Below are 22,790 nucleotides of genomic sequence, written 5' to 3' on the forward strand. Positions count from 1 at the left end.
CGGAAGTCGGCAATCCCGCTAAACCGCGCCATTCATTGAAGCGCCCCCCTCTGCCGCATAGGCAATTCGGAGGGCGCCGACCTTACAACGCGCCGCTCAGAGCCACTCAGAACGGCAACGGCAACTTCGCGGTTCGTCCCCCGTCGACGACGATCACCTGGCCGGTGATGAAAGCCGCCGCCTCGCTGGCCAGGAAGACGACGACATTGCCCACATCCTGGGGCTCCCCGGTACGCCCGACCGGGTGCAGCTTGAGCAGGCCGGCGCGAGCTTGCCCAGGGTCGGGCTGGGCGTCGATGTAGGAGTGGCTGAGGTCCGAGTTGATCCACCCGGGGGCGATGGCATTACAGCGAATGCCGTCACGTCCCAGGTCGACGGCCATGGCGCGGGTGAAGCCATGGACGCCGGCCTTGGAACCGCAGTAGGCCGTGTGCCAGGGATTGGCGCCTATGCCCTCGATGGAGCCGATGTTGACGATGCTGCCGCCCCGCACACGCAACTGTGGCAACAGTGCCTTGGCCAGGAAGACCGGTGCGCGCAGGTTGACGGCCATCATCCGGTCCCAGTCGTCTTCGTCCATCTCGTCGAGCGAGCGCTCGAACATGAATCCGGCGTTGTTGACCAGGATATCGGCGCCACCGAATCGATCCTCGACGGCCCGCGCAATGATCGAGGGCGCGGTGCGCTCGGCCAGGTCGACCTCAACCCAGGCCACTTGCGGGTTGGCAGCCAGGCTGTCCTCCAGCGGTTGGCGCTGCGCGACCAGCACCCGGGCACCGGCTTGCAGCAGTTTTTCGGTAATCCCGCGACCGATCCCACGTCCGCCGCCAGTCACGACGGCCACCTTGTTGTTCAACATCATGGAAATTCCTCAGCCTGAAACCGGTTTGGCGCCGGTGACTTCCACCGTCTCGCCGGCGATGTAGCGCGCCTGGTCGGATGCCAGGAAGGCAATCACATCGGCGATGTCCTCCGGCTCGGCGATGCGCCCCAGCGGCACGGTCTTGTTCAGTTCCTCGATGGCCTTGTCCGGGTCCAGGCCACGGCGCTCGAAGCCGCTGCGGATCATCGGCGTGTTGATTTCATGCGGGCACACGGCATTGACGCGGATGCCCAGGGGCGCGCAGTCGCGGCCCAGGTTTTTCGACAGTGCCGCCACCGCGCCCTTGCTGGTGCAATAGGCGACGTGGCCAGGCCCCGGATAGGTGCCCCAGACCGAGGAGGTGTTGACGATGGCGCCGCCTCCGCGCTGTTTCATATGGGGGATCGCGGCGCGACAGAGGAAGAACACCGCATTGAGGTTGACGTCCATCGCGGTGAACCACATGTCGTCGGTGGTCTCTTCGATCGTGCCGCGAGGAATGATGCCGGCGTTGTTGAGCAGGATGTCGACGCCTCCGAAACGCTCCACCGTCCGCGCGATGACCGCTTCGCAGTACTCCTTCTCCCGGAGATTGCCTGCCAGGCAGTCGGCCTCGGCACCGAGCTGGCGAGCCTGCTCGACCATCGCCTGGCAACCTTCGGCATTCAGGTCTGAGATCATCACGCGTGCGCCTTCTGCAGCGAACAGTTTCACCAGTGCCTGACCGACGCCGCCGGCACCCCCGGTTATCACGACAACTTTGTTTTCGAACCGCATGGCTTGCTCCCATCTACTGGTTGATCCGGGGTCGATCATCGATAGACGGCAAACCGCTGACAAACGAGTTTTGCGCGGGTTTCGCTTAGCTTTTTGTTAAGCGATCACGAGAATCACTGCCGAGGAATCCGCGAGTTAGTTGGCGGGCATCTGTCATTCTCGATTGCGCTTTGGTTAACTGCCTCAAGCATCCAGCCCGGCATCTGCGCCCATGAAAAACCTAAGACAGCTCCTTCCGCCGCTGAACGCGTTGCGAACCTTCGAAGCGGCCGCCCGACATGGCAGTTTCAAGATGGCGGCGGAGGAGCTCTGCGTGACGCAGGCGGCGGTCAGCCGCCAGATACAGACGCTGGAAGACTTCTACGGCTTGAAGCTGTTCTTGCGTGGCAACCGCAAGGTCGAACTCACCAGCGAAGGGCACTCGCTGTTCCTGGCGGCCTCTTCCGCCTTGCAGCACATCGCGACCACGTCTCGCGAACTGCTGCGGCGCAACAGCCTGGATTACCTGGCGCTGATCACCACCACCGCCTTCGCCCAGCTATGGCTGATGCCACGGCTGAAGCAACTGCGCGCCGAGCATCCTGAGCTTCAGTTGCATCTGATCAGCTCCGACGCCAACCCGGACTATCAGGAGCGCTTCGGCGCCGCAGTGACGCTGGGTCTCGAAGAGCATCCGCAGTACGTGGCCGAGTACCTCTTCTCCGAAGAGATATTCCCGGTCTGCACGCCGGGATTCCTCGCACAGAACCCGCAGATCACCACCCTGGAGGGGCTGATGAGCGTCACGCTGCTGAACCTCAGCGCCAGCCACTGGAAAGCCAGGCTCTGGGCACCGGTGGATTGGGCATTCTGGTTCAAGCAGTTCGGCGTCGACGCGTCGATGAGCAAGGAGACAATGGACTTCAGCCACTTCTCGATGCTGCTGGACGCCGTGCAGGAGGAAGTGGGTGTCGGCCTCGCCTGGCGCCATCTCGTCCAGCCACAACTCGACGCCGGCAAGCTGGTACGACCGACCCGCGAGACCTTGCTTGCCAACGACCGCCGGCACTACTTCGTCTGCCGCCGCGACCTGGCTGGGTCGATGGAAATGCAGATACTCCGCGACTGGTTGCTGGAGCAGACGCAGGAGCTGCGGGGCTGATCGGGCCAGTTCCCGTGGAAGCGGCCGACGCTCAGGTCTCGCACCGGTCCAGGCAACGATGGTGATCGAACGTGCAGTAACGTGACTGGCGGTCTCGGGCGACTTTTGCCAGGGCGACAGACGGGTCGCGCGCCAACATCAGACGGCCGCCCGCAGCCACCACGTGGTCCAGCAGACTTTCCTTCTCTTCGACCAGGCATTCGGGATTGCGGTCGAAGGCGCTGGCCATGTCCAGATCCAGCCAATGCAAACCGGGAATGAGGTCGCCCGCGAACACCACCGGCCCGGCGGGCATCTCCAGTTCCGGGAGGAGCTGTCCCGGCGTGTAGCCGTCGCTGACATGGAACTTCCACCCCTCCCCCATCACGTCGCAGGCGTAGTCCTCGACCAGTTCCAGACGACCGCTCGATTCGAGCTGATCGAGGATTTGCGGCACGAACCAGATGCGGTCGCGGGGATGCGGGCGCAGCGCACGGGACCATTGGCGCGCGCCGGTAACGTAAGCCGCCCTGGGGAACAGCAACCGCGGTGGGTCCCCGGCCTGGAAGGCGCTACGAACATCAGGCGGCAGCAACGCCTGTACATGGCACAGGATCACCGTATCGATGTCGTCCTCGTCCAGCCCCCGCTGCGCCAGGCTGTCGAGCAGGCCCAGCGGCTGCGGCTGGCAGCGGCAGGTCCTGGGAACCGGCGCGAGCAAGGGTTCGCTACCAGCCATGATCAGCACATTCCGCCCGGGCTCTTGCACCAGCAGGACACGCGCGGCAAGGGCGATCTGGTTGTCCTGGTCGGGCTCGGCCCACTCCGCCCAATGCTGGCGCGGCAGGCTGCCGAACATGCTGCCGCCATCCAGCTTGCGCATGCGACCGGCCAGAACGGAAAGACGACGTGTCACGATTTCTACCTCATTACTTCAAGTGCGCGCGTCCTTCGCATGGATTCCCCGGGCTCGGTGCCGCGTGGTCAGATCAGGCTCAGCACACCGCCGACGATCATCAGTTGCGCGGTCAGGGCGAAGGCCAGCAACAGCGGCTTGAGTCCGGCCTTGCGCAGGTCGCTGAGGCGGGTACTGAAACCGAGCGCGCCCATGGCCGCGGCGAGCAGCAGGTCATCCGCGCCGACCGCCATTTGGTGCAGGTCCTGCGGCAAGGGCAGCCAGGAGTTGAGCAGCATGCAGACCACGAAACCGATGACGAACAGCGGCACCTTGACCGGAGCCACCGCGTGGCCCGGCGCGCTGCGGCGGGACAGCCAGACCCCCAGGCCCAACAGGAAAGGCGCCAGCAGCAGTACGCGAATCAGTTTGGCGACGATGGCTGCTTCGGCTGCCTGCGGGTCCATGGCCTGGCCGGCGGCGACCACCTGGGCCACTTCATGCAGGGTCGCCCCGGTGAATACGCCGAAGCCATGGCTGTCTCCCAACAGCGTCGGCGCGAGGGTGAACACCCAGGGGTAGAGCAGCATGCCCACGGTGCCGAAGAGCACCACGCAGGCGATGGCTATGGCCACCTGGTCATTGCGCCCCTTCACCATCCCGGCACTGGCAAGCACAGCGGCGGCCCCGCAGATGGCATGGCCGGCACCGATCAGGATCGCGGTCTCGCGCTCCAGGCGCAGTACCCGTGTGCCCAACCAGATCGCCAGGGTGATGGTGGAGAGGATCAGTACGGCATCGATGACGAAGGCCTGTACGCCCAACGCCTGGACCTGCTGGACCGTCAGGCGCAAGCCGTAGAGCGCGACGCCGAAACGCAGGACCGGTTGCTTGCAGAATTGCAGGCCGGCGCCGAGTGCGTCGTGGATGCGTCCGGAAGACAGGTTGCCGGCCAGCAGTCCCAGCAGCATGGCCAGGGTCAGCGCGCCAAGGCCCATTCCCTGCAGGGCCGAAGTCGTGGAAAGCCAGAGCGCCAGGCCGGCCAGCAGGAAGCTGACGCCGACCCCGGCGAGGAGGACGAAAGGCGAACGTTCAGTGCGACTCAGGACTAGCATGGCGATACCTCGCTTGTGGTAGCGCAAGCTTGCCGCGGCATATAACCTAAACGAAGCGACCTATTCTTATTGGTCATATCAGGAATGCTGATATGCAATGCCGCATCACCCTCCGCCAACTCGCCACGTTCATCGCCATCGCCGATCTCGGCAGCGTCACGCGCGCCAGCAAGGAACTCAGTCTCACCCAATCGGCGGCCAGCATGTCCTTGCAGGACCTGGAGCATCAGCTGGGCACGCGACTGTTCGATCGCCACGGCAAGCGCCTGGTGCTGAATGAGCACGGGCGTCGCCTGTACCCCCGTGCGCAAGCGACCCTCGAAGGCGCCCAGGAGGTGGAATCGCTCTTCCAGCAGCAACTCGCCTGCCATCTGCGCATTGGCGCCAGCACCACCATCGGCGGCTACCTGCTGCCGGAGAAACTGGCGGCCGTTCTCGAGGCCGAGCCGGACAGCCGCCTCGAACTGAAGGTGGAGAACACCGAACGCATCGTGGAGTCCCTGTGCAACTTCACGGTGGACGTGGCATTCGTGGAAGGACCGGTGCAGCACCCGGACATCGACGTACGACCCTGGCTGGACGACGAACTGGTGCTGATCGCGGCGCCGAGCCATCCGTTGTCCAGGTTGAAGGCGCCAACGGCCGAGGAGCTGGCGAGCACACGCTGGATCATGCGCGAGCCGGGTTCGGGCACCCGGAGCATGCTGGAACACCTGATCGGCCCCTGGCTGGGCAGCCCGCGCCAGCTGCTGGAGGTTTCCGACGGCGAGGCGATCAAGCGTTGTGTGATTGCCGGTGCAGGCATCGCCTGCGTTTCCCGACTCATGGTGCGTGGCGAGCTCGCCTTGGGACAGCTGTGCACCCTGCCCTCCCCCAGCGGCCCGCTAAAACGCGTGTTCTATCGCGCCATCCACCAGGACAAGCAGCCGACTCGTGGTCTCAGGCGTTTCCTGGACTTTCTGTAGGGTGAAATGGCCTGACATCGAGCTAGCCTGCACCACCCTCTCCCCCGGCCCCTCTCCCTGAAGGGCGAGGGGTGACGCGGCGATTAGCTTCGGCGCAGTCCTGTGGGGGCGAATTCATTCGCCAAGGCCACGCAGTGGCCCCTTCGGGGTTGATGGGTATCGCTCCGCTCCACCCATCCTACGAACTCACCTTCAGCGCAGTCCTGTGGGAGCGAATTCATTCGCGAAATGGCCAGGCACCGAGCTAGCAGGCAACACCCTCACCCCCGGCCCCTCTCCCGGAGGGCGAGGGGTGACGCTCGGCATAACTTCAGCTCAGTCCCCTGTGGGGGCGATTTCAATCGCTGGGCAGGACGCAGTCCTGCTGCTCCAGGACAAAAAAACCGCTGCCGAGGCAGCGGTGGGGATCAAGCCGTCGAGGGAACGGGCGTCGATGAAAATCCAAAGGAGCGACGGGCCCTACTTGCCCCAGCGGCGCAGGGCCGAGGGGCTGTAGTCCGCCTTCATGCCAGGCTCGTTGAAGACCATCTTCTTCTGGTACTCGTTGGTCATGAAGTTGGTGGTGTAGCGCCCGGAAATCAGGTCGTAGGTCGCGTCCATGGCCGGGAACGGCACTTCGATATCCGCCAGCTGCATCGGGTAGTTCTCGTACATGCGCCACAGCTCGCCGCGATTGTCGTACATCTCGGACGAGGCGATCTGCCAGATGTCTTCGTCGATGTAGAAGCGGCGCTTGCCGTACACATGCCGCGCATCACCCTTCAGGGTCGCCTCGACCACCCAGACGCGGTGCTTCTCATAGCGCACCAGGTTCGGGTCGATGTGGTTCGGCTTGAGGATGTCGGCGTACTTGAGCGACTTGCTCGCCAGCCTGTAGCTGTTGTACGGAATCAGCCGCTCCTGCTTGCCTAGCAGCTTCCACTCGTAGCGATCGGGCGCGCCATTGAAACCGCCCACGCCATCGCTGGTGAGCTGGCCGTAGCTGTAGCGGGCGCTGCTGTCGTAGGCCACGGTCGGCGCACGACGCACACGGCGCTGGCCGGGGATGTACTGCCAGGCACCGCGCGGCTCCATCACCTGGTTCAGCGGCTCGTGGACCATGGTGATTTCACCCGCGACACGGGACGGGCTGAGGGCGCGGATGATGCTGTAGTAGAGAACGTTTTCCTCCGGTACGAGGTCGCCGAGCGCCGAACGCCAGTGCACGGCCTGCTGGTAGTTGACCACCGTGGAAGTACCGTTCTCCTGCACGGTGGCGGAGGCCATCTCCCGATCCAGGGAGCTGCCGACGTAGCGGGCCATGTGGTTCCACATGACTTCCAGCGCTTCGGTGGGTTCCGGGAAGGGAACGCCCTGGCTATAGCCGATCACCCCATAGCCCTTGTCCGCCAGCTTGACCTGGCTGAGATTGGCACGGGTCGCCGCGTTCACCTTCTCCGGCAGGCGCGCGGTGCGGTGGGTCGGGTAGACATTCATCACATAGCTGGGGAAGCGCTTGAGCATGGCCAGCTGCGCTGGGGTCAGCAGCGCCTGGTACTGCGCGGCGTTGGCGGCGTTGATCACGTACTGCGGCTTTTCCGCCGTGAACGGGTCCGCGTAGTTGCCGTTGGTGTCGGCGCTCAGGCCGCCGGGCTTGAGGCCACCATCCCAGGCCGGGATGCTGCCGTCGGCGTTGGCAGCCAGCGTTCCCCCCATGGGGTTGAGCTGGCTGTCGAACTCGCTGGCATCGGTGCTCTTGGCGAAGGCGGAAGTCTGCATGCACAGGGCAAACAGGGTCAGGGCGAGGGGCAGTTTTTTCAGGGTACGGTTCATCAGAAGCTCACCTTTAAGTTGACCGATGCGAAGTCGCGATCGTCGAGGGTGGTGAATTTGTTCGAGCCGAAGAAATCGTTGTAGGCAAGCTCCAGCGAGTAATCGTTGCGGTACTCGAACAGCAGCGAGAGGCCCACTGCTTTCTGTCCTTCCTGGAAGTTCGGGCCATAGCCGTCCACGTCATGGCGGAAGTTGATGCTCGGGGTGACCACGGTCGCGGGGAGGATGCCCTCGTAGCTGAGGGCGCCACGCAGGCGATAGCCCCAGGACCAGTCGTTGAAGAAGCCGCGATTGCCGTTGCAGTTCTTTGCGTTCAGCGCCTGGACCTGCTGCAGGCTCAGGTTCGCGGTGCCGGGGGTGATGCAGTAGCTGGCCGTCACGGCGGGGTTGTAGGCGGTGGTGGTCAGCTCACTGCGACCATAGGCGCCGCTGCGGCCGAAGCGTTCGTCGCCCAGGTCGGCGATATGGTTGACCGCGGCTTCGGCGGCCCAGGCGAAGCGCGTGGCGCCCAGCACGTTGGAGATCGTGTCGGTAGCGCCCAGGCTGAACTGGGACACCGGCTTGCGCTCGTAGCCTTCGATTGGCGCACCGAGTGCCGGCGTCACTCCCGGATCGGTGAACGGGGTATTGGGGCTGCGTAGCAGGAACTGGATGGTGTCGTTACCGTTGAAGCCCAGCGGCTGGTTGGGTCGGTAGCTCAGCTCGCCGAACACCGCTGTTCCACCCACCACGCCGCTGAGGCTGATGCCATAGAGGCGGATGTCTTCCGGGTACACCGAGTTGTAGCTGGCGGTCTTGAAGTTGGCCGGCCCCGCAGCCTGCACTGCGGTGCCGTTGAACGACGCGAAACGGCTGTGATAGTTGGCGTAATAGAGGCCCAGCTCGGCGTCGTTGAGGTCTTCCAGCACCTTGCGCAAGGCGATGCCGTATTGACCGTCGTCGTTCGGCCATTCGGTCTGGCTGCGCGGAACGAAGGTGCCGGAGGCCAGGGCATTGGCCGTGGTGCGATTGCCGGTCACCGCCGCGACGATCGGGCCGCAGCCTTCAGGGGCGAAGTCCGCCGACTGGAAGAAGGTGCCGCAGCCATCGAGCACTGAAGGCCGGAAGTTGTACTGGTAGAAGCCTTCCAGGCTGAGGGTGTCACTCAGGCCGAAGTTGAAGCTGAGCATTTCCACCGGCAGCTGGCCTTCCTTCAGCTCCACGCCGGGGCGGTTGAAGGCGGAAACATCGAGGGGGTTGATCGCGTTGATGCCGTTCTGGAAGAACAGCGCCTCGCCCCAGGTCAGCACCTGCTTGCCGAGCTTGACGTTGAGCGGCATGCCGTTGCCGATCTCGAAGTCCTTCCAGACATAGGCATCGAGCAGTTCGAAGCCCTTGAACTTCGACAGGTCGTCCCAGCCGGAGTCGTCGAACTTCTTGAAATCACCGTTGCCGGTTTCCAGGGCGTGGTCGTACCAGTACTTGAAGCGCAGGAACGCGCCCTGCCCGCCGTCGTTCAGGTCGAACTCCGTGAGTCCCTTGAACACCTGGGAGAACGCATCGTGCTTGTCGAAGTTCAGCCGGCCGTCATCGCCGTTGGTGTCAATGCCGCTGCCGGGCTTGCCGATGCTTTGGGCATCCGGCGCATAGACCAGATCCGGGTCGGCGTTGCGCAGCGCCCAGCTCGAACCCAGGGTCAGGGTCGTATTGGTCGACAGCTTCCAGTCGTCATTGATGTCGAAGGTCACGGCCTTGGCCGAGGGGCTGCCCAGGGCCGCCAGGGCAACACCGGCAGCCAGAAGGCTGGGCGCGAACCGGCGATACCTTGCCGGGCGCAGATGGGGTTCAGCGTGTGTCATGCAGATCACCTTTTGTTGTTTTAGTGGTGAATCGCTCCCGCATCGGGGCCTTGACGGCCCCAATGTGGGTGGGCGAACGGAGGGTTCGGGAAGGTCAGGCTCGGTGGTCGCGAAGCACCCGGGCGGGGATTGCCAGCAGCAGGACGCTGGCGCCGATCACCAGCAGGCCGGCGATCACGTCGAAGGCCAGGTAGAGGCTGCCGGTCTGGGTCTTGATACCGCCCACCAGCACCGGACTGACCATCGCCGCGATACCGCCCAGGCTGCTGATCAGGGCGATGCCACCCGCGGCGCTCGCGCCAGACAGGTAGGTCGGCGGGATGGTCCAGAACAGCGGCACGGCAGACAGGCAGGCGGCGGCGCCCACGCTCATGAACAGCACCGACAGCATCAGGTTGCCCTGGAACAGCCCGAGCAGGACGAAGCTGCCGGCACCGGTGAGCATGGTCAGGGCCAGGTGCCAGCGACGCTCAAGGTGGCGGTCTGAACTGCGGCCCAGCAGGTACATCGCCACCAGCGCCACGGCATAGGGCAGGCTGCTGATCAGGCCAATCTGGCGGATGTCCGCGAGGCCGAAACCCTGGATCAGCGTGGGCATCCAGTAGGCCACCGTGTTGGTGCCCGAATAGATGCAGAAGAACACCAGGCCGCACATGAATACGCGCGGATCACGCAGCAGGTGCAGGAAGGAGCCATGCCCTGCCCCGGCCTCCCTGTGCTCGGCCGCCAGGGCGTCCAGGACGATCTGCTTTTCGCGCTCGCTGAGCCATTTCACCTGCTGTGGCTTGTCGTCCAGCCAGAACCAGGCGAACAGGCCGAGCAGCACGGCCGGAATGCCTTCGAGAACGAACAGTGCCTGCCAGTCCTTCAAGCCCGCCCAACCGTGGAAGTGGGTCATGATCCAGCCGGCCAGCGGGCCACTGACGATGCCCGCGACTATGCCTGCCATGAGGAAGATCGAGGTGATGCGGCCCCGACGCGAAGCCGGGAACCAGTAGGTCAGGTACAGGATAACCCCGGGGAAGAAGCCGGCTTCGGCGACGCCCAGCAGGAAGCGCACCACATAGAGGCCGGTGGCGGTCTCCACCAGGCTGGTACTGATGGTCACCAGGCCCCAGAGCACCATGATCCGGGTGATGGTGGCGCGCGCACCGACACGCTGCATGTACAGGTTGCTCGGCACCTCGAAGAGGATGTAGCCAACGAAGAATGCCGCTGCACCCAGTCCGTAGGCGGCATCGCTCAAGGCCAGGTCCTCGGCCATGCGCAGCTTGGCGAAGGAGATGTTGATGCGGTCGATGGCGTTGATCACGTACGCCAGGAACAGGAACGGCAACAGCCGCCAGATCACCTTGCGATAGGTCAGCTTCACCTCATGGGCAGTCTGTGCAGCGGTCATCAGTCGACCTTGCTCAGCCACGGAACTCATGGCCATACCTCCTGCAGCGATTGGCTGCGTGGGATCTTCTTATTCTTGTTCATGTGGTGGCCTCGGCGAGGCAGTGGGCGACAGGTGCCCACTGCCGTCCTCAACCTTTTTCCGCCAGTGCGCGGATTTCTTCGTCCAGCATCGGCACGCCCAGCTCGCAGGCTTCGATGCCTTGCAGGCTGACGAGCTTCAGCACCTCCAGCACCTGTTCGCGACTCGCGCCCAACTGCAGCGCCGCCTGGATATGGCGACGGGTGCCGTGGCCGTACAGGTGAGTGATCGCCGCATCACCGGAGATGCAGAGGAACTCGATCCACAGCGGCGGCAGGATGCCGTCCTTCCACAGGCCAAAGCCCATGCCGAGGAATTTCTCCAGGTACTGGGCATCCCAGCGGTAGATGGTTTCCCAGAGCGGGTTGAACATGCCGTTGGCGCGCACCGCGTCGCAGACCGGCGTGACACCCGGTTCCACCGTTTCATCCGGCAGCCCGGCATGGGCCAGTTCCTCGGCGAGAATCGGCACGCCCAGGGCGCAGGCATGGATACCCACCACGCTGGCCAGCTTGAATACTTCGAGGATTTCCGCCCGGGTCGCACCCAGGCGCAGGGCATCGCGCACATGTCGGCGCACGCCAGGGGCGTACAGGTGGGTCGCGGTGACGTCGATGTTCAGGCGAATCAGCGCAACCAGCTTGGGATCAAGCACGTCATTGGTCTGGCTGTCCTGCACCAGCGCCATGACATTCTCGGTCCAGTCCGGCGCCCACTCCGCCAGGCGATCGAGCGACGCATCGAACAGGCCGGCGGCGCGCAGGGCGTTGTAATTCGGGGTTTCGTTCATGTTCTTGTCATTTCCTGCAGGGATGGCGGCTCAGACCACCGAGCCGCCATTGGGGCTGATCACCTGGCCGACCAGGTAATGATCGCCCGCGAGGTAGAGCACGGTTCCGGCGTATTCCTCGACCGTGCCGAAGCGGCCCAGCGGGCAGCCCTGCCAGAGGCGGTTGCGGCCTTCCTCACCGATCTGGTCGAGGTAGGCATTGAACGCCGGCGTCGCCACGCCACCGGGTGCCATGGCATTGACGAAGATGTTCGCGCCCGCCACTTCATAGGCGACCGAACGAGTGAAGGCGATCACCGCGCCCTTGGTCGCGCAGTAATGCGGGCTGTGGGCGCTCTTGGTGGACAGGCCGGCGATGGACGCAATGTTGACGATCTTGCCGTCACGCTGCGGCTCCATGAGCTTCAGCGCCTCGCGGGTGCAATAGAACACCCCGTGGACATTCACGCCCCAGTAACGGTGCCATTCCTCGTCGCTGATCTCGCGGGTGAAACCCAACGAGCGACGGGGCTCGGGTGTGGAGATGTAGCGGTACAGCGCACTGCGACGCTGGGTGTCGATTTCCCGGTTGGGCGTCAGCGCGGCATTGTTGACCAGCACATGCAGGGTGCCGAAACGCTCGACGATGCGCTCGAACAGGGCACGCACCTCGGCGCTGGACGACACGTCACAGCGCAGCGCCAGGCATTCGGCGCCGTGGGCTTCCACGGCAGCCTGTGCTTCGGACAGCGACTGCTCGCTGACATCGCAGATCACCAACCGCGCACCAACTTTGGCGAAGGCTTCGGCGCAGGCCTTGCCCAGGCCGGGACCGACGCCGGTCACCAGCACGACTTTTCCTTGCAGACTCATGGATGCACCTCTCGGCAAATTCGCTCGGGGGAAAGCCGGCCGCCTTTTAGCAACCGGTTCCTTTCATGAGGACGGCCCGGCCGCTCAGCCCATGCCTGGTACGGTGAAGCCGCGCTGTCCCGGCTTGCGATTGGGCGCCATGCCCAGGCGGGCGATGGTCTCGTCGGCGCTGCCGTAGGTCTCGCCGATCTGGTAGATGCGGCGGGCTTCCTGGCCGTTGGCGATGTCGCGACCCAGCTCACGCGCCACGCGCACGGTCTGCTCGATCTGCTGCACGGAAGTCATGCGCTCGCCCTTGCGGCCCCAGAGGGTGTCCTCGATGCCGACGCGAACATGCAGGCCCAGCGCGATGGCCATGGCATTCATCGGCAGCACGGCGCGCATGGCGCTTTCCATGGTGAGAACGGAGCCCGGCGGCGTGCGTTTGACGAACTCGATCATGTCGGACGGGTCCAGGCCCGCCGCGCCGCCGCCGATGGCGACGTAGTTGAGGATCAGCGGACCGGTGTACAGGCCCTTGCGGATCAGGCGCTCGACGGTTTCCAGCTGATGGACGTGACCCAGCATGAAGTGCGGCTGGATGCCGACAGCCTGCAGACGCTTGAGGTGCTCGATGAAGAAGGACGGACGCGAGTCGGAAACCATCTCCTGATACGCCTTGAAGTACTCGGGGCGCTCCAGGATGGTACCGACCACATCATCGGGCGTCAGCATTTCGCAGATGTTCATCTGGCTGGTGTTGATCGCGATGGTGACCTGGTCCGGCTTGGGATCGAGGTCGGCCAGCATGTGGCGGGTGTCGTAGTCCAGCCACTGGGCGGCCTGGCCTTCGCTTTCGGGCGCGAAGGAAATGGAGCCGCCAACCTGCAGCACCATGTCCGGCACCGCCTGGCGCAGCAGGCCGAGCATTTCGTTGAACTTGCTCAGGCGCTTGGAGCCCTTGCCGTCGTCTTCGCGAACATGCACGTGGAGCACGGTGGCGCCGGCGTTGTAGCAATCGATGGCTTTCTGGATCTGGTCATCCATGCTCACCGGAATATCGTCAGAGTCGCTCGGCAGCCACTGCGGGCCGTAGGGGGCGACCTGGATCACCAGTTTTTCCTGGTTTTCCGGGAACAGGCTGTCGTCGAGGAAATGCATGGTGTTTCTCCGTCCGTCTTGTCGTTATTGAACGTGGGCGCAATGCGCCTCTGAGCTGATGGAGAAACTACCGATGTGCCGACCCGGATTTTTATCATCCTGGCGCAGTTTTTTATCATTTCGTCACAGGCGAGGAAGTGATTGCGTGCCGGCTGGGACTCTGGTGTAGGAGCGAGCTTGCTCGCGAAAGGTCGGGCTCGGTGGTTCGCGAGCAAGCTCGCTCCTACAGGTCAGGCCTGTGCTCAGCGGTTCAATTGCGCAACGTTGGGTTTCGCTTCGCTCTACACCAACCTACGGGAGCAGAGCCAGGCTTCGGAAGTGCACGGAGGCTTTCATGTAGGAGCGAGCTTGCTCGCGAAGGGTCGGGCTCCGTTGTTCGCGAGCAAGCTCGCTCCTACAGGGGTGATTGCGCAGCGTTGGGTTTCGCTTCGCTCTACGCCAACCTACAAGAGCGGGTCTCAGCGCGGCCCAACGATTGCGGGGATCGCTCAGCGCCGGCCGCTGGCCAGGCGTGCGCCGATGGACGCTGGCGGCGTCTCGGTCTTGCGCCAGTCGCGGGGGGATTGGCCGTACCAGCGCTTGAACGCGCGGGTGAAGTTGCCCTGGGTTTCGTAGCCCAGGCGGCTGGCGACTTCGGCCACCGGCAGCGTGGCATCGCCCAGGTACTTGATGGCCAGCTCCCGGCGTGTTTCCTCCAGGAGGATCTCGAAGCTGGTGTGCTCTTCGCTCAGATAGCGATAGAGGGTGAAGCGGTGCACGGCGAAGAACTCGGCAACCCGCTCGGCCGAGCAGTCGCCCCGCTGCAACAGGCCCTCGATAACCTGGCGCACCTGTGCTGCCAGCTCCATCTGCTCCTGGGCCTGGAGCTCGTTGAGATGCTGGCGGAGAAAGCTGTCCAGTTGGCGGTCATGCCCGGACCTGGGCTTGTCCAGCAACACCTGGGGGAACAGCACCTCGTGCTGCGACTGACCGAACCACACCGGGCAACGGAAGTGCCGTTCGTACAGTGCCGACGACTTCGGTTTGCGGTAGGCGATACGCACCAGCGCGGGCCGCCAGGCATGGCCGAGGATCATTTCGAGGATGCTGACGGTGGCGGTCAGGTAGGCGGTGAGCAACTGGTCGCAACCCGGCATCCGGGCATCGAGGGACAGGCGAATGCCGGCATAGCCCTGCTCTTCTGTCAGGCGCACATGCAAGCCGCGATACCAGAGGCCACAAAAGCGGATCAGGCTTTCCGTGGCGTCACGTACCGTCGGTGCGTTGAGCACCAGGAAGCGCAGCGGGCCGGCATTCTCCAGATTGGCGCGCTGGCCGAGCAGCAGGCCGAGATGATCGCAGCCGGACAGTTCCGCGGCCGCCTCCAGGATGCGGCCGTGGTCGACGATGGGCAGCGGCGTCAGGGGTTGGCTGAAGGAAGCGCGATGAACGCCGAATCCGGCCAGCAACGGCCAGGGGTCGACACCCCGCTCCTCCAGTACGGCCGAAAGGGAAATGAGCGCGCCCAGCGGGAAGGACTTTTCCTCCACTCTGGACGTCGCTCGTTTCATGGCCGTCTCCCCTGGCGTGACGCCTTAGAACTGCTCGGGATCGAAGGCCATCAACACGTCGGCCCCCGCCTGGATACGCTGCAAGTGTATCGCCGTCTCCGGCAGCATGTGCTGGAAGAAGAAGCGCGCGGTGTGCTGCTTGGCGCGGTAGAACGCCGCGTCGTCGAAGCTCTCCGCAAGCCGGTGTTGGGCAACCAGCGCCATGCGCGCCCACTGGTGGGCGAAAGCCACCAGCGCGGTGAGCTGCAGGTAATCCACCGCAGCCGCCGCGGTCTGCGCGGGCGTCGAATCCTGCAGCAACCTGTCGGTGGCCGCCTGCAAGTGCCCAAGCGCCTCGCGCAACGGCCCGACGAATTCGTCCAGCTCGTCGTCGTGGCGGTTGCAGAATGCCGCGATCAGGCCGATGAAGCGGCGCACCGCCCGGCCGCCTTCCAGCGGCAGTTTGCGCGCGGCCAGGTCCATCGCCTGGACACCATTGGTGCCTTCGTACAGCGGCGTGATGCGCGCATCGCGGACGAACTGCTCCATGCCCCATTCGCGGATGTAGCCGTGGCCGCCAAAGCACTGCATCGCCAGGTTGGTGCAGTCCACCGCCTTGTCCGTGCAATAGGCCTTGATCATCGGCGTCAGCAGGCCGAGCAGGTCGTTGGCCTCCTCGCGCACCTGTGCGTCGGGGTGCTTGTGCGCCAGGTCTACCTGCAGGCCGGCCCAGTAAGCCAAGGCGCGTCCGCCCTCGACGAAGGCGCGCTGGCTCAGCAGCATCCGGCGCACGTCAGGGTGGGCGACGATCGGATCGGCGGCCAGCTCCGGCGCCACTGCCCCACCCGGCGCCCGACCCTGCTGGCGCTCGCGGGTGTAGCGGGCGGCGTTCTGGTAGGCGACGCTGGCCAGGCTCAGCCCCTGCACCCCGACGGCCAGTCGCGCGCTATTCATCATCACGAACATCACCCGCAGGCCCTGGTGCGGCTGGCCGATCAGGTAGCCGCTGGCACCGTCGTAGTTCATCACGCAGGTGGGGTTTCCGTGGATACCCATCTTCTCTTCCAGGGAACCGCAGTGTACGGCGTTACGTTCGCCCAGCGAACCGTCGGCGTTGACCAGGAACTTCGGCACGATGAACAGGCTGATGCCCTTCACGCCGGGTGGTGCATCGGGCAGGCGGGCGAGCACCAGGTGGACGATGTTTTCCGCCAGGTCGTGCTCACCGGCGGAGATGAAGATCTTCGTGCCGCTGACCCGGTAGCTGCCGTCGGCATGAGGCTCGGCGCGGGTGCGCAGCAGGCCGAGGTCGGTGCCGCAGTGCGGCTCGGTGAGGTTCATGGTGCCGGTCCAGCGACCTTCGATCATCGGCGGCAGGTAGAGCGCCTTCTGCTGCTCGGTGCCGCCGTTGGCGATGGCATTCGCCGCGCCATGAGTCAGGCCGGCGAACATGGAAAAGGCCAGGTTGGCGCTGGTCATGATCTCGCGGATGACGATCCCCAGCACATGAGGGAGGCCCTGGCCGCCGTACTCGGGCAAGGCAGTCAGCCCGCTCCAGCCGCCTTCGGCATACAGCCGGTAGGCCTCGCGGAAGCCCGGGGCGGTGCGGACCTCGCCCTCCTCCAGCCGGCAGCCCTCATGGTCACCCACCGCATTCAGCGGTGCCAGCACCTCGCCGGCGAGCTTTGCACCTTCTTCGAGGATCGCCGCCACCACGTCGGGCGTGGCATCGCCGAAACCCGGCAGGTCGGCATGGCTGGAGAGTTCGAGCATTTCCTCCAGCACGAAGCGCATGTCCCGCAGTGGAGCCTGATAGGTAGCCATGGGTTTCTCCTCAAAGACGTTCGATCACGACAGCCAGGCCCTGGCCGACGCCGATGCACAGGCTGACCACGGCGTAGCGTCCACCGCTGCGCTCCAGTTGACGCAGCGCAGTCAGGACTAGGCGTGCGCCGGATGCACCCAAGGGATGGCCGAGGGCGATGGCGCCGCCATTGGGATTGACGCGGGGATCGTCATGCGGGAGGCCGAGCAGTGTCAGGCAACCCAGGACCTGGCTGGCGAAGGCTTCGTTGATTTCGATCAGGTCCATGTCCGCCAGGGTCAGCCCGGCGCGCTCCAGGGCCTTTGGAATGGCGTAGGCCGGACCGATGCCCATGACCCTCGGCGCGACTCCGGCGGCGGCACCCGCGAGGATGCGTGCACGCGGCATTGCGCCGACGCGTTCCCCGACTTCGCGCGTGCCGATCAGCAGGGCCGCGGCACCATCGTTGATACCGGAGGCGTTGCCAGCGGTTACCACCCCACCTTCGAAAAGCGGGCGCAGCTTGGCCAGACCCTCGGCGCTGGCATCCGGGCGCGGGTGTTCGTCAACGCTGATGGTGAGAGTCCCTTTGCGACCGGCCGGCACTTCCACGGGGAGAATCTCCTCGGCGAAGAAGCCGCATTCCAGCGCGCTTGCATAGCGCTGCTGCGAAGCCAGGGCGAAGGCATCCGCCTGGGCGCGATCGATGCCGTAGTCACGGGCCACGTTGTCGGCGGTCTCCGGCATGCTGTCGGCGCCGAACTGGGCATTCACCTTCGGGTTGGGGAAGCGCGCGCCCAAGGTGGTATCGAAGATCTTCGCTTCGCGGCTATAGGCCGACTCGGCCTTGGCCAGCACGAACGGCGCGCGGCTCATGCTTTCCACGCCCCCGGCCAGGTACAGGCCACCCTCACCGCAACTCACCGCACGGGCAGCATCCAGTACCGCCGCCAGGCCGCTGGCGCAGAGGCGGTTGACCGTCTGCCCGGCCACCGTGACCGGGAAGCCCGCAGCGAGCAGCGCGTTGCGTGCGACGTTGCGGCTGTCCTCACCCGCCTGGTTGGTGCAGCCGAGAATCACATCCTCGATCTGCTCGGCGGCAAAGGGCGAGCGCTCCACCAGGGCACGCATCAGTTGTGCGACGAGGTCGTCGGGACGGATGGCGGCAAAGCCGCCGGCATGACGGCCGAAAGGTGTGCGCAGGCCGTCGTAGATGTAGGCATCGAGCATGGGGATTTCCTTGGAATTCAATTGTCGGGGGTGAGCAGCGACAGGCCGAGCATGGCCCGGCGGATCAGCCATGGACTCGGGCGGTAGCGTGGATCGCGGTAGAAGGTGTGGAGGTTGTCCAGCACCTGCAGGATGGTTTCGGCACCCAGGGCGTCGCCCCAGCTCAGCGGCCCCTGCGGGTAGCCCAGGCCAAGGCGGATGGCACGATCGATATCGCCCGGCGTGGCGACGCGTTGCTGGGCCATGTCGCAGGCGATATTAATGATCTGCGCGAACACCCGCTGGGAGACGAAGCCCGCACTGTCATGGATCAGGCTGGCGGGCACACCGTCGGCGGCGAGCAGTGCATGTGCGGCGTCGCGCCAGCCCGGTCCAGTCACCGGCGTGGTCATCAGCACACGGCGCCGATCCAGCGGCAGCAGGATGTCCAGGGCCAGCGTGCGCAACGGGTCCAGTCCTTCCGCCTTGGCACTGCTGGTGGCGTCGCCACCCAATGGCAGTACCAGGCACAGCGCCTCGTCACTGGGACGCAGGCCCAGTTCCACAGTCGCGCCGAGGTTTTCCAGCAGCGCCACCACGTTCGCCCTGTACGCCGGGCGCACATGGCTGACCCAGACCGGGGGCAGGTTTGCCACGACTGGAACCGCCGGCTCTTCAGGGACCTGCTGGACGCCATCCACGTAGCAATAGAAGCCCTGTCCACTCTTGCGCCCGAGGAGACCGGCCTCCAGCCGTTGGCGGGTGATGACCGAAGGCCGGTAGCGTGGTTCCTGGTAGTACTGCGCGTAGATCGATTCGGTTACCGGATGGGACACATCCAGCCCGGTCAGGTCGAACAGCTCGCACGGTCCCATGCGGAAGCCCGCCTGCTCGCGAAGGATGCGGTCCAGGCCGGCTTCGTCGGTGATCGACTCGCCGAGAATCCGCATCGCCTCGGTGCCATAGCCGCGCCCACCGTGGTTGACGATGAAGCCGGGCGTGTCCTTGGCGCGAACCGCGACGTGACCGAAACGCTCGCCCAGCGCGAGCAGTGTTTCGCCGACCCAGGCTTCGCCCTGAAGGCCGTCGATCACTTCGACGATCTTCATCAGCGGAACGGGATTGAAGAAGTGGAAGCCCCCTACCCGCCCCGGCAACCGGCAGCCAGCGGCGATGGCGGTGACCGAGAGCGACGAGGTATTGGTCGCCAGGATGCAATCGTCGGCCACCACGCTTTCCAGCTCGGCGAACAGGGCACGCTTGGCATCGAGCCGCTCGACGATGGCTTCCACCACCAACTGGCAGTCGGCCAGTTCCGCGATGTTGTTTACCGGCCGCAGGCGGGCGGCGGCGGCCTGCGCCGTGGCGCTGTCGAATTTGCCCTTGGCCACCAGCTTGTCGAAGGTCGCCACCAGCCCCTGACGTGCGCTTTCAGCGGCGCCCTCGCGGGCATCAAAGAGGTACACGGTGAGGCCAGCCAGGGCCGCGATCTGGGCAATGCCCGCGCCCATCACGCCGGCTCCCACCACCGCCATGTCGCGGATTTCACGAACGCTCATGCTTCAGCTCCCCGAATAGACTGGCTTGCGCTTTTCCAGGAAGGCACGCATGCCCTCTTTCTGGTCGGCGGAATCGAACAGCAACTGGAAGGCCTTGCGCTCCAGCATCAGCGCCGTGTCCAGCGAGACATCCTGGCCCGCCAGGAGCACCTCCTTGATCTGCATGACCGCCAGCGGCGGCATGCCGGCGATCAGCTCCGCCAGTTCCAGGGCACGCGACTGCACCTGATCGTCGGCCACCACCTCGCTGGCCAGCCCCATGCGCAACGCCTCGGGGGCTTTGACCGGGAGGCCGGTGAGGAGCATGCGCATTGCCTGGAACTTGCCCACCGCACGGGTCAGGCGCTGGGTGCCGCCGGCTCCCGGCATGATGCCGACGCGGACTTCCGGCTGGCCGAAGCTGGCGCCCTCGCCTGCCACGATCAGGTCGGCGTGCATCGCCAGCTCGCAGCCGCCGCCCAGGGCGAATCCATTCACCGCCGCGATCACCGGTTTCGGGCATTGGGCAATCGCCGCCCACAGCCGGTGGGTCTGGCGCTGAAACATCTCCATGGCGCCACGCTCGGCCATGTCGCGGATATCGGCACCGGCGGCGAAGACCTGGTCGCCGCCGGTCAGCACGATGCAGCGCACGTGCCCATCGCTGGAGAGTTCGGTGAAGTGGGCCGCCAGTTGTTCACGCACGGCCTGGTTCAAGGCGTTGCGGGCATCGGGGCGGTTGAGACGGATGACTGCCACACCGGGCAGCGGCCGTTCGACAAGGATTTCACTCATGGCTTGCACCTTATATGTTCCGCACTGCGGAACCGTGTTTTGCATTGCAATCCAGCCTAAGCAATTCCGCTTGCCGTTGTAAATCGCTGACGATTCATCACCCAGCACAAATTTGCGCGCAAACCAGTGAGCATGAGGCCTTGAGCGGATGACGGGTGATTTTCAACTGGAACCGTATGTTCCGCTATGCGAAACTCAGTTTTGATTTTGTTGACTCCCCGTTTTTTCCTGTGCCAGCATCCGGCCGGCGCTTCGGGGAGCCCCCCCGACGCACGAGGAACGACGATGGAAAAGCGTGGACGTATCGACACCGAACTCGACAGCCAGGACCTGGAGCAGGACCGCCAGTTCGTCACGGCCCTGGCCCGTGGCCTGGAGCTGCTGCGTTGCTTCCGCCCCGGCGAACGGCTGCTGGGTAACCAGGAACTGGTCAAGCGCAGCGGTCTGCCCAAGGCGACCGTCTCGCGGCTGACCTACACCCTGACCCGCCTGGGCTACCTGCAGTACGTGGAAAGCCTGGGCAAATACGCCCTGGATACCGGCGTGCTCGCCCTCGGCTATGCCCACCTCAACGGCCTGGATATCCGCAAGCAAGCCCGTCCCCTCATGCAGGAATTCGCCGACCAGACGCAGTGTTCGGTCTCCCTCGGCGCCCGCGACCGCCTGAGCATGGTCTACATCGAGAACTGCCAGGGGCCGGGTCCGCTGAGCCTGCGCCTCGACGTGGGCTCGCGCATTCCCATGACCAGCACCGCCATGGGCCGCGCCTACCTGGCGGCACTGCCCGACGCCGAGCGTGACCTGCTGCTCGATCAGTTGAAGGCCCGCGACGACGACTGGGCCACCACCCGCGAGCAACTGGACAAAGCCTTCCGCCACTACCAGGACCACGGCTATTGCCTCTCCTGCGGCGATTGGCAGAAAGACATCAACGCCGTCGGCGTTCCCCTCATCCAGTCGGACGGTTCCGGCGTCGTTGCCTTCAGCTGCGGGGGCCCGGCCTTCGTGCTGCGCCAGCACATGCTGGAAGACGACGTCGGACCGCGCCTGGCCCACCTGGTACGCAACGTCGGAGCCAACCTGGGCCGACAATTCCAATAAGAGGACCGCAATGATCAACGATCAGGAAACACTCAACCTGCTGCTCGAAAACCTGTCGCGCTTCGTCCGTGAACGCCTGGTGCCCAACGAGGCCGAGGTAGCGGAATCCGACCGGATTCCCGGGCATATCGTCGATGAGATGAAAGCGCTTGGCCTGTTCGGCCTGTGCATTCCGCAGGAGTACGACGGGCTTGGCCTGAGCATGGAAGAGGAAGTCCTGGTCGCCTTCGAGCTTGGCAAGACTTCACCGGCTTTCCGCTCGTTGATCGGCACCAACAACGGCATCGGTTCCCAGGGCCTGATCATTGATGGCACCGAGGAGCAGAAACGCCGCTACCTGCCGCGCATGGCCGCTGGCGAGCTCATCGGTTCCTTCGCCCTTACCGAGCCGGACTCCGGCTCCGACGCCGCCTCGCTGCGCACCACCGCAGTCCGCGACGGCGACAGCTACGTGCTCAACGGCACCAAGCGTTTCATCACCAACGCGCCCGAGGCCGGCATCTTCACGGTCATGGCGCGCACCGATCCGACGATCAAGGGGGCCGGTGGCATTTCCGCGTTCGTGGTCGAGGTCGGCACGCCCGGCGTCAGCCTGGGCAAGATCGACCAGAAGATGGGTCAGAAAGGCGCCCACACCTGCGACGTGATCTTCCAGGACTGCCGGATTCCCGCCGCCAACCTGATCGGCGGGGTCGAAGGCGTCGGCTTCAAGACCGCTATGCGCGTGCTCGACAAAGGCCGCCTGCACATCGCGGCCGTGTGCGTGGGTGCCGCCGAACGCATGCTCAACGATGCCCTGACCTACGCTCTGGAACGCAAGCAGTTCGGCCAGGCCCTGGCGGAGTTCCAGCTGATCCAGGCCATGCTCGCCGACAGTCAGGCGGACATCTACGCCGCCCGCTGCATGGTGCTCGACGCGGCACGCAAGCGCGACCTCAAGCAGGACGTCTCGATGGAAGCCTCCTGCTGCAAGATGTTCGCTTCGGAAATGTGTGGCCGAGTGGCCGATCGCGCGGTGCAGATCTTCGGCGGCGCCGGCTATGTCAGCGAGTACGGCATCGAGCGCTTCTACCGCGACGTGCGCCTGTTCCGCATCTACGAAGGCACCACCCAGATCCAGCAACTGGTGATCGCCCGCAACCTCATCCGTCGCGCGGGGCAGAACTGA

At 64.9% G+C, this 22,790-nt stretch carries 19 protein-coding genes; 4 read left to right on the forward strand and 15 right to left on the reverse strand.

All coding sequences use genetic code 11. The features are described 5' to 3' along the window. Window positions 1-106: 106 nt before the first annotated feature. A complete protein-coding gene (locus tag E8E95_RS09495; protein WP_280349597.1) occupies window positions 107-862 on the reverse strand; it encodes an SDR family oxidoreductase in 756 nt (251 codons plus the stop codon). 9 nt (window positions 863-871) lie between these two features. Further along, window positions 872-1,639 carry an SDR family NAD(P)-dependent oxidoreductase gene (locus E8E95_RS09500; protein ID WP_179059768.1) on the reverse strand — a complete coding sequence of 256 codons (768 nt, stop codon included), beginning with the start codon at window positions 1,637-1,639 and terminating at the stop codon, window positions 872-874. 211 nt (window positions 1,640-1,850) lie between these two features. Here E8E95_RS09500 and E8E95_RS09505 point away from each other — a divergent pair, with 211 nt between their 5' ends. Then, on the forward strand, window positions 1,851-2,780 hold the full coding sequence (locus E8E95_RS09505; protein ID WP_280349598.1) for a LysR substrate-binding domain-containing protein: 930 nt from the start codon (window positions 1,851-1,853) through the stop codon (window positions 2,778-2,780). A gap of 31 nt (window positions 2,781-2,811) precedes the next feature. Here the strand turns inward: E8E95_RS09505 and E8E95_RS09510 are convergent, their stop codons facing one another. Further along, entirely contained in the window at window positions 2,812-3,675 is an 864-nt protein-coding gene (locus E8E95_RS09510; RefSeq protein WP_280349599.1) for an MBL fold metallo-hydrolase, read from the reverse strand. 68 nt (window positions 3,676-3,743) lie between these two features. Further along, entirely contained in the window at window positions 3,744-4,769 is a 1,026-nt protein-coding gene (locus E8E95_RS09515) for a putative sulfate exporter family transporter (RefSeq protein WP_256873389.1), read from the reverse strand. 92 nt (window positions 4,770-4,861) lie between these two features. Here E8E95_RS09515 and E8E95_RS09520 point away from each other — a divergent pair, with 92 nt between their 5' ends. After that, on the forward strand, window positions 4,862-5,734 hold the full coding sequence (locus E8E95_RS09520) for a LysR family transcriptional regulator (RefSeq protein ID WP_280349600.1): 873 nt from the start codon (window positions 4,862-4,864) through the stop codon (window positions 5,732-5,734). A 459-nt stretch (window positions 5,735-6,193) separates the two neighbouring features. Here the strand turns inward: E8E95_RS09520 and E8E95_RS09525 are convergent, their stop codons facing one another. The 11 genes from E8E95_RS09525 to E8E95_RS09575 all read right to left on the reverse strand — a co-directional run bounded on the left by E8E95_RS09525 (window position 6,194) and on the right by E8E95_RS09575 (window position 20,521). Further along, window positions 6,194-7,546, reverse strand: coding sequence for a DUF1329 domain-containing protein (locus E8E95_RS09525; RefSeq protein WP_280349601.1), 1,353 nt, complete (start codon window positions 7,544-7,546; stop codon window positions 6,194-6,196). After that, window positions 7,546-9,384, reverse strand: coding sequence for a DUF1302 domain-containing protein (locus E8E95_RS09530; RefSeq protein WP_280349602.1), 1,839 nt, complete (start codon window positions 9,382-9,384; stop codon window positions 7,546-7,548). The genes E8E95_RS09525 and E8E95_RS09530 overlap by 1 nt, the downstream gene beginning before the upstream one ends. A 94-nt stretch (window positions 9,385-9,478) precedes the next feature. Then, on the reverse strand, window positions 9,479-10,813 hold the full coding sequence (locus E8E95_RS09535) for an MFS transporter (protein WP_280349603.1): 1,335 nt from the start codon (window positions 10,811-10,813) through the stop codon (window positions 9,479-9,481). A gap of 100 nt (window positions 10,814-10,913) precedes the next feature. After that, window positions 10,914-11,654 (reverse strand): carboxymuconolactone decarboxylase family protein, encoded by a 741-nt coding sequence (locus E8E95_RS09540; protein WP_280349604.1) that lies wholly within the window; start codon window positions 11,652-11,654, stop codon window positions 10,914-10,916. 30 nt (window positions 11,655-11,684) lie between these two features. After that, window positions 11,685-12,506 (reverse strand): SDR family NAD(P)-dependent oxidoreductase, encoded by an 822-nt coding sequence (locus tag E8E95_RS09545; protein WP_348532576.1) that lies wholly within the window; start codon window positions 12,504-12,506, stop codon window positions 11,685-11,687. Window positions 12,507-12,590: 84 nt separating this feature from the next. Further along, window positions 12,591-13,646: a 3-keto-5-aminohexanoate cleavage protein gene (locus E8E95_RS09550; protein ID WP_280349606.1), complete on the reverse strand. Its 1,056-nt coding sequence runs from the start codon at window positions 13,644-13,646 to the stop codon at window positions 12,591-12,593. Between the two features lie 488 nt (window positions 13,647-14,134). Then, window positions 14,135-15,196: an AraC family transcriptional regulator gene (locus E8E95_RS09555; RefSeq protein WP_280349607.1), complete on the reverse strand. Its 1,062-nt coding sequence runs from the start codon at window positions 15,194-15,196 to the stop codon at window positions 14,135-14,137. Between the two features lie 24 nt (window positions 15,197-15,220). Beyond that, window positions 15,221-16,999, reverse strand: coding sequence for an acyl-CoA dehydrogenase C-terminal domain-containing protein (locus E8E95_RS09560; RefSeq protein WP_280349608.1), 1,779 nt, complete (start codon window positions 16,997-16,999; stop codon window positions 15,221-15,223). A gap of 10 nt (window positions 17,000-17,009) precedes the next feature. Then, complete coding sequence (locus tag E8E95_RS09565) at window positions 17,010-18,209, reverse strand: 3-oxoadipyl-CoA thiolase (protein WP_280349609.1); 1,200 nt, start codon at window positions 18,207-18,209, stop codon at window positions 17,010-17,012. Between the two features lie 17 nt (window positions 18,210-18,226). Beyond that, on the reverse strand, window positions 18,227-19,747 hold the full coding sequence (locus E8E95_RS09570) for a 3-hydroxyacyl-CoA dehydrogenase (RefSeq protein WP_280349610.1): 1,521 nt from the start codon (window positions 19,745-19,747) through the stop codon (window positions 18,227-18,229). Window positions 19,748-19,750: 3 nt separating this feature from the next. Continuing rightward, window positions 19,751-20,521, reverse strand: a complete 771-nt coding sequence (locus E8E95_RS09575) for an enoyl-CoA hydratase (protein WP_280349611.1) — start codon at window positions 20,519-20,521, stop codon at window positions 19,751-19,753. Window positions 20,522-20,806: 285 nt separating this feature from the next. Between E8E95_RS09575 and E8E95_RS09580 the strand changes: the two genes are divergently transcribed. Then, window positions 20,807-21,622 (forward strand): IclR family transcriptional regulator, encoded by an 816-nt coding sequence (locus E8E95_RS09580; protein ID WP_280349612.1) that lies wholly within the window; start codon window positions 20,807-20,809, stop codon window positions 21,620-21,622. A gap of 10 nt (window positions 21,623-21,632) precedes the next feature. Then, window positions 21,633-22,790, forward strand: a complete 1,158-nt coding sequence (locus tag E8E95_RS09585; RefSeq protein WP_280349613.1) for an acyl-CoA dehydrogenase family protein — start codon at window positions 21,633-21,635, stop codon at window positions 22,788-22,790.

Source organism: Pseudomonas sp. BN414, from assembly GCF_029871275.1.
Taxonomy (GTDB): domain Bacteria; phylum Pseudomonadota; class Gammaproteobacteria; order Pseudomonadales; family Pseudomonadaceae; genus Metapseudomonas; species Metapseudomonas resinovorans_C.

What these genes read in the sequence shown, in the direction of transcription:
- E8E95_RS09570 (WP_280349610.1), bottom strand. Translation starts at nt 19,747, where the DNA reads ATGAGCGTTCGTGAAATCCGCGACATGGCGGTGGTGGGAGCCGGCGTG.
- E8E95_RS09540 (WP_280349604.1), bottom strand. Translation starts at nt 11,654, where the DNA reads ATGAACGAAACCCCGAATTACAACGCCCTGCGCGCCGCCGGCCTGTTC.
- E8E95_RS09535 (WP_280349603.1), bottom strand. Translation starts at nt 10,813, where the DNA reads ATGAGTTCCGTGGCTGAGCAAGGTCGACTGATGACCGCTGCACAGACT.
- E8E95_RS09550 (WP_280349606.1), bottom strand. Translation starts at nt 13,646, where the DNA reads ATGCATTTCCTCGACGACAGCCTGTTCCCGGAAAACCAGGAAAAACTG.
- E8E95_RS09515 (WP_256873389.1), bottom strand. Translation starts at nt 4,769, where the DNA reads ATGCTAGTCCTGAGTCGCACTGAACGTTCGCCTTTCGTCCTCCTCGCC.
- E8E95_RS09560 (WP_280349608.1), bottom strand. Translation starts at nt 16,999, where the DNA reads ATGGCTACCTATCAGGCTCCACTGCGGGACATGCGCTTCGTGCTGGAG.
- E8E95_RS09555 (WP_280349607.1), bottom strand. Translation starts at nt 15,196, where the DNA reads ATGAAACGAGCGACGTCCAGAGTGGAGGAAAAGTCCTTCCCGCTGGGC.
- E8E95_RS09525 (WP_280349601.1), bottom strand. Translation starts at nt 7,546, where the DNA reads ATGAACCGTACCCTGAAAAAACTGCCCCTCGCCCTGACCCTGTTTGCC.
- E8E95_RS09530 (WP_280349602.1), bottom strand. Translation starts at nt 9,384, where the DNA reads ATGACACACGCTGAACCCCATCTGCGCCCGGCAAGGTATCGCCGGTTC.
- E8E95_RS09520 (WP_280349600.1), top strand. Translation starts at nt 4,862, where the DNA reads ATGCAATGCCGCATCACCCTCCGCCAACTCGCCACGTTCATCGCCATC.
- E8E95_RS09545 (WP_348532576.1), bottom strand. Translation starts at nt 12,506, where the DNA reads ATGAGTCTGCAAGGAAAAGTCGTGCTGGTGACCGGCGTCGGTCCCGGC.
- E8E95_RS09500 (WP_179059768.1), bottom strand. Translation starts at nt 1,639, where the DNA reads ATGCGGTTCGAAAACAAAGTTGTCGTGATAACCGGGGGTGCCGGCGGC.
- E8E95_RS09575 (WP_280349611.1), bottom strand. Translation starts at nt 20,521, where the DNA reads ATGAGTGAAATCCTTGTCGAACGGCCGCTGCCCGGTGTGGCAGTCATC.
- E8E95_RS09565 (WP_280349609.1), bottom strand. Translation starts at nt 18,209, where the DNA reads ATGCTCGATGCCTACATCTACGACGGCCTGCGCACACCTTTCGGCCGT.
- E8E95_RS09585 (WP_280349613.1), top strand. Translation starts at nt 21,633, where the DNA reads ATGATCAACGATCAGGAAACACTCAACCTGCTGCTCGAAAACCTGTCG.
- E8E95_RS09495 (WP_280349597.1), bottom strand. Translation starts at nt 862, where the DNA reads ATGATGTTGAACAACAAGGTGGCCGTCGTGACTGGCGGCGGACGTGGG.
- E8E95_RS09505 (WP_280349598.1), top strand. Translation starts at nt 1,851, where the DNA reads ATGAAAAACCTAAGACAGCTCCTTCCGCCGCTGAACGCGTTGCGAACC.
- E8E95_RS09580 (WP_280349612.1), top strand. Translation starts at nt 20,807, where the DNA reads ATGGAAAAGCGTGGACGTATCGACACCGAACTCGACAGCCAGGACCTG.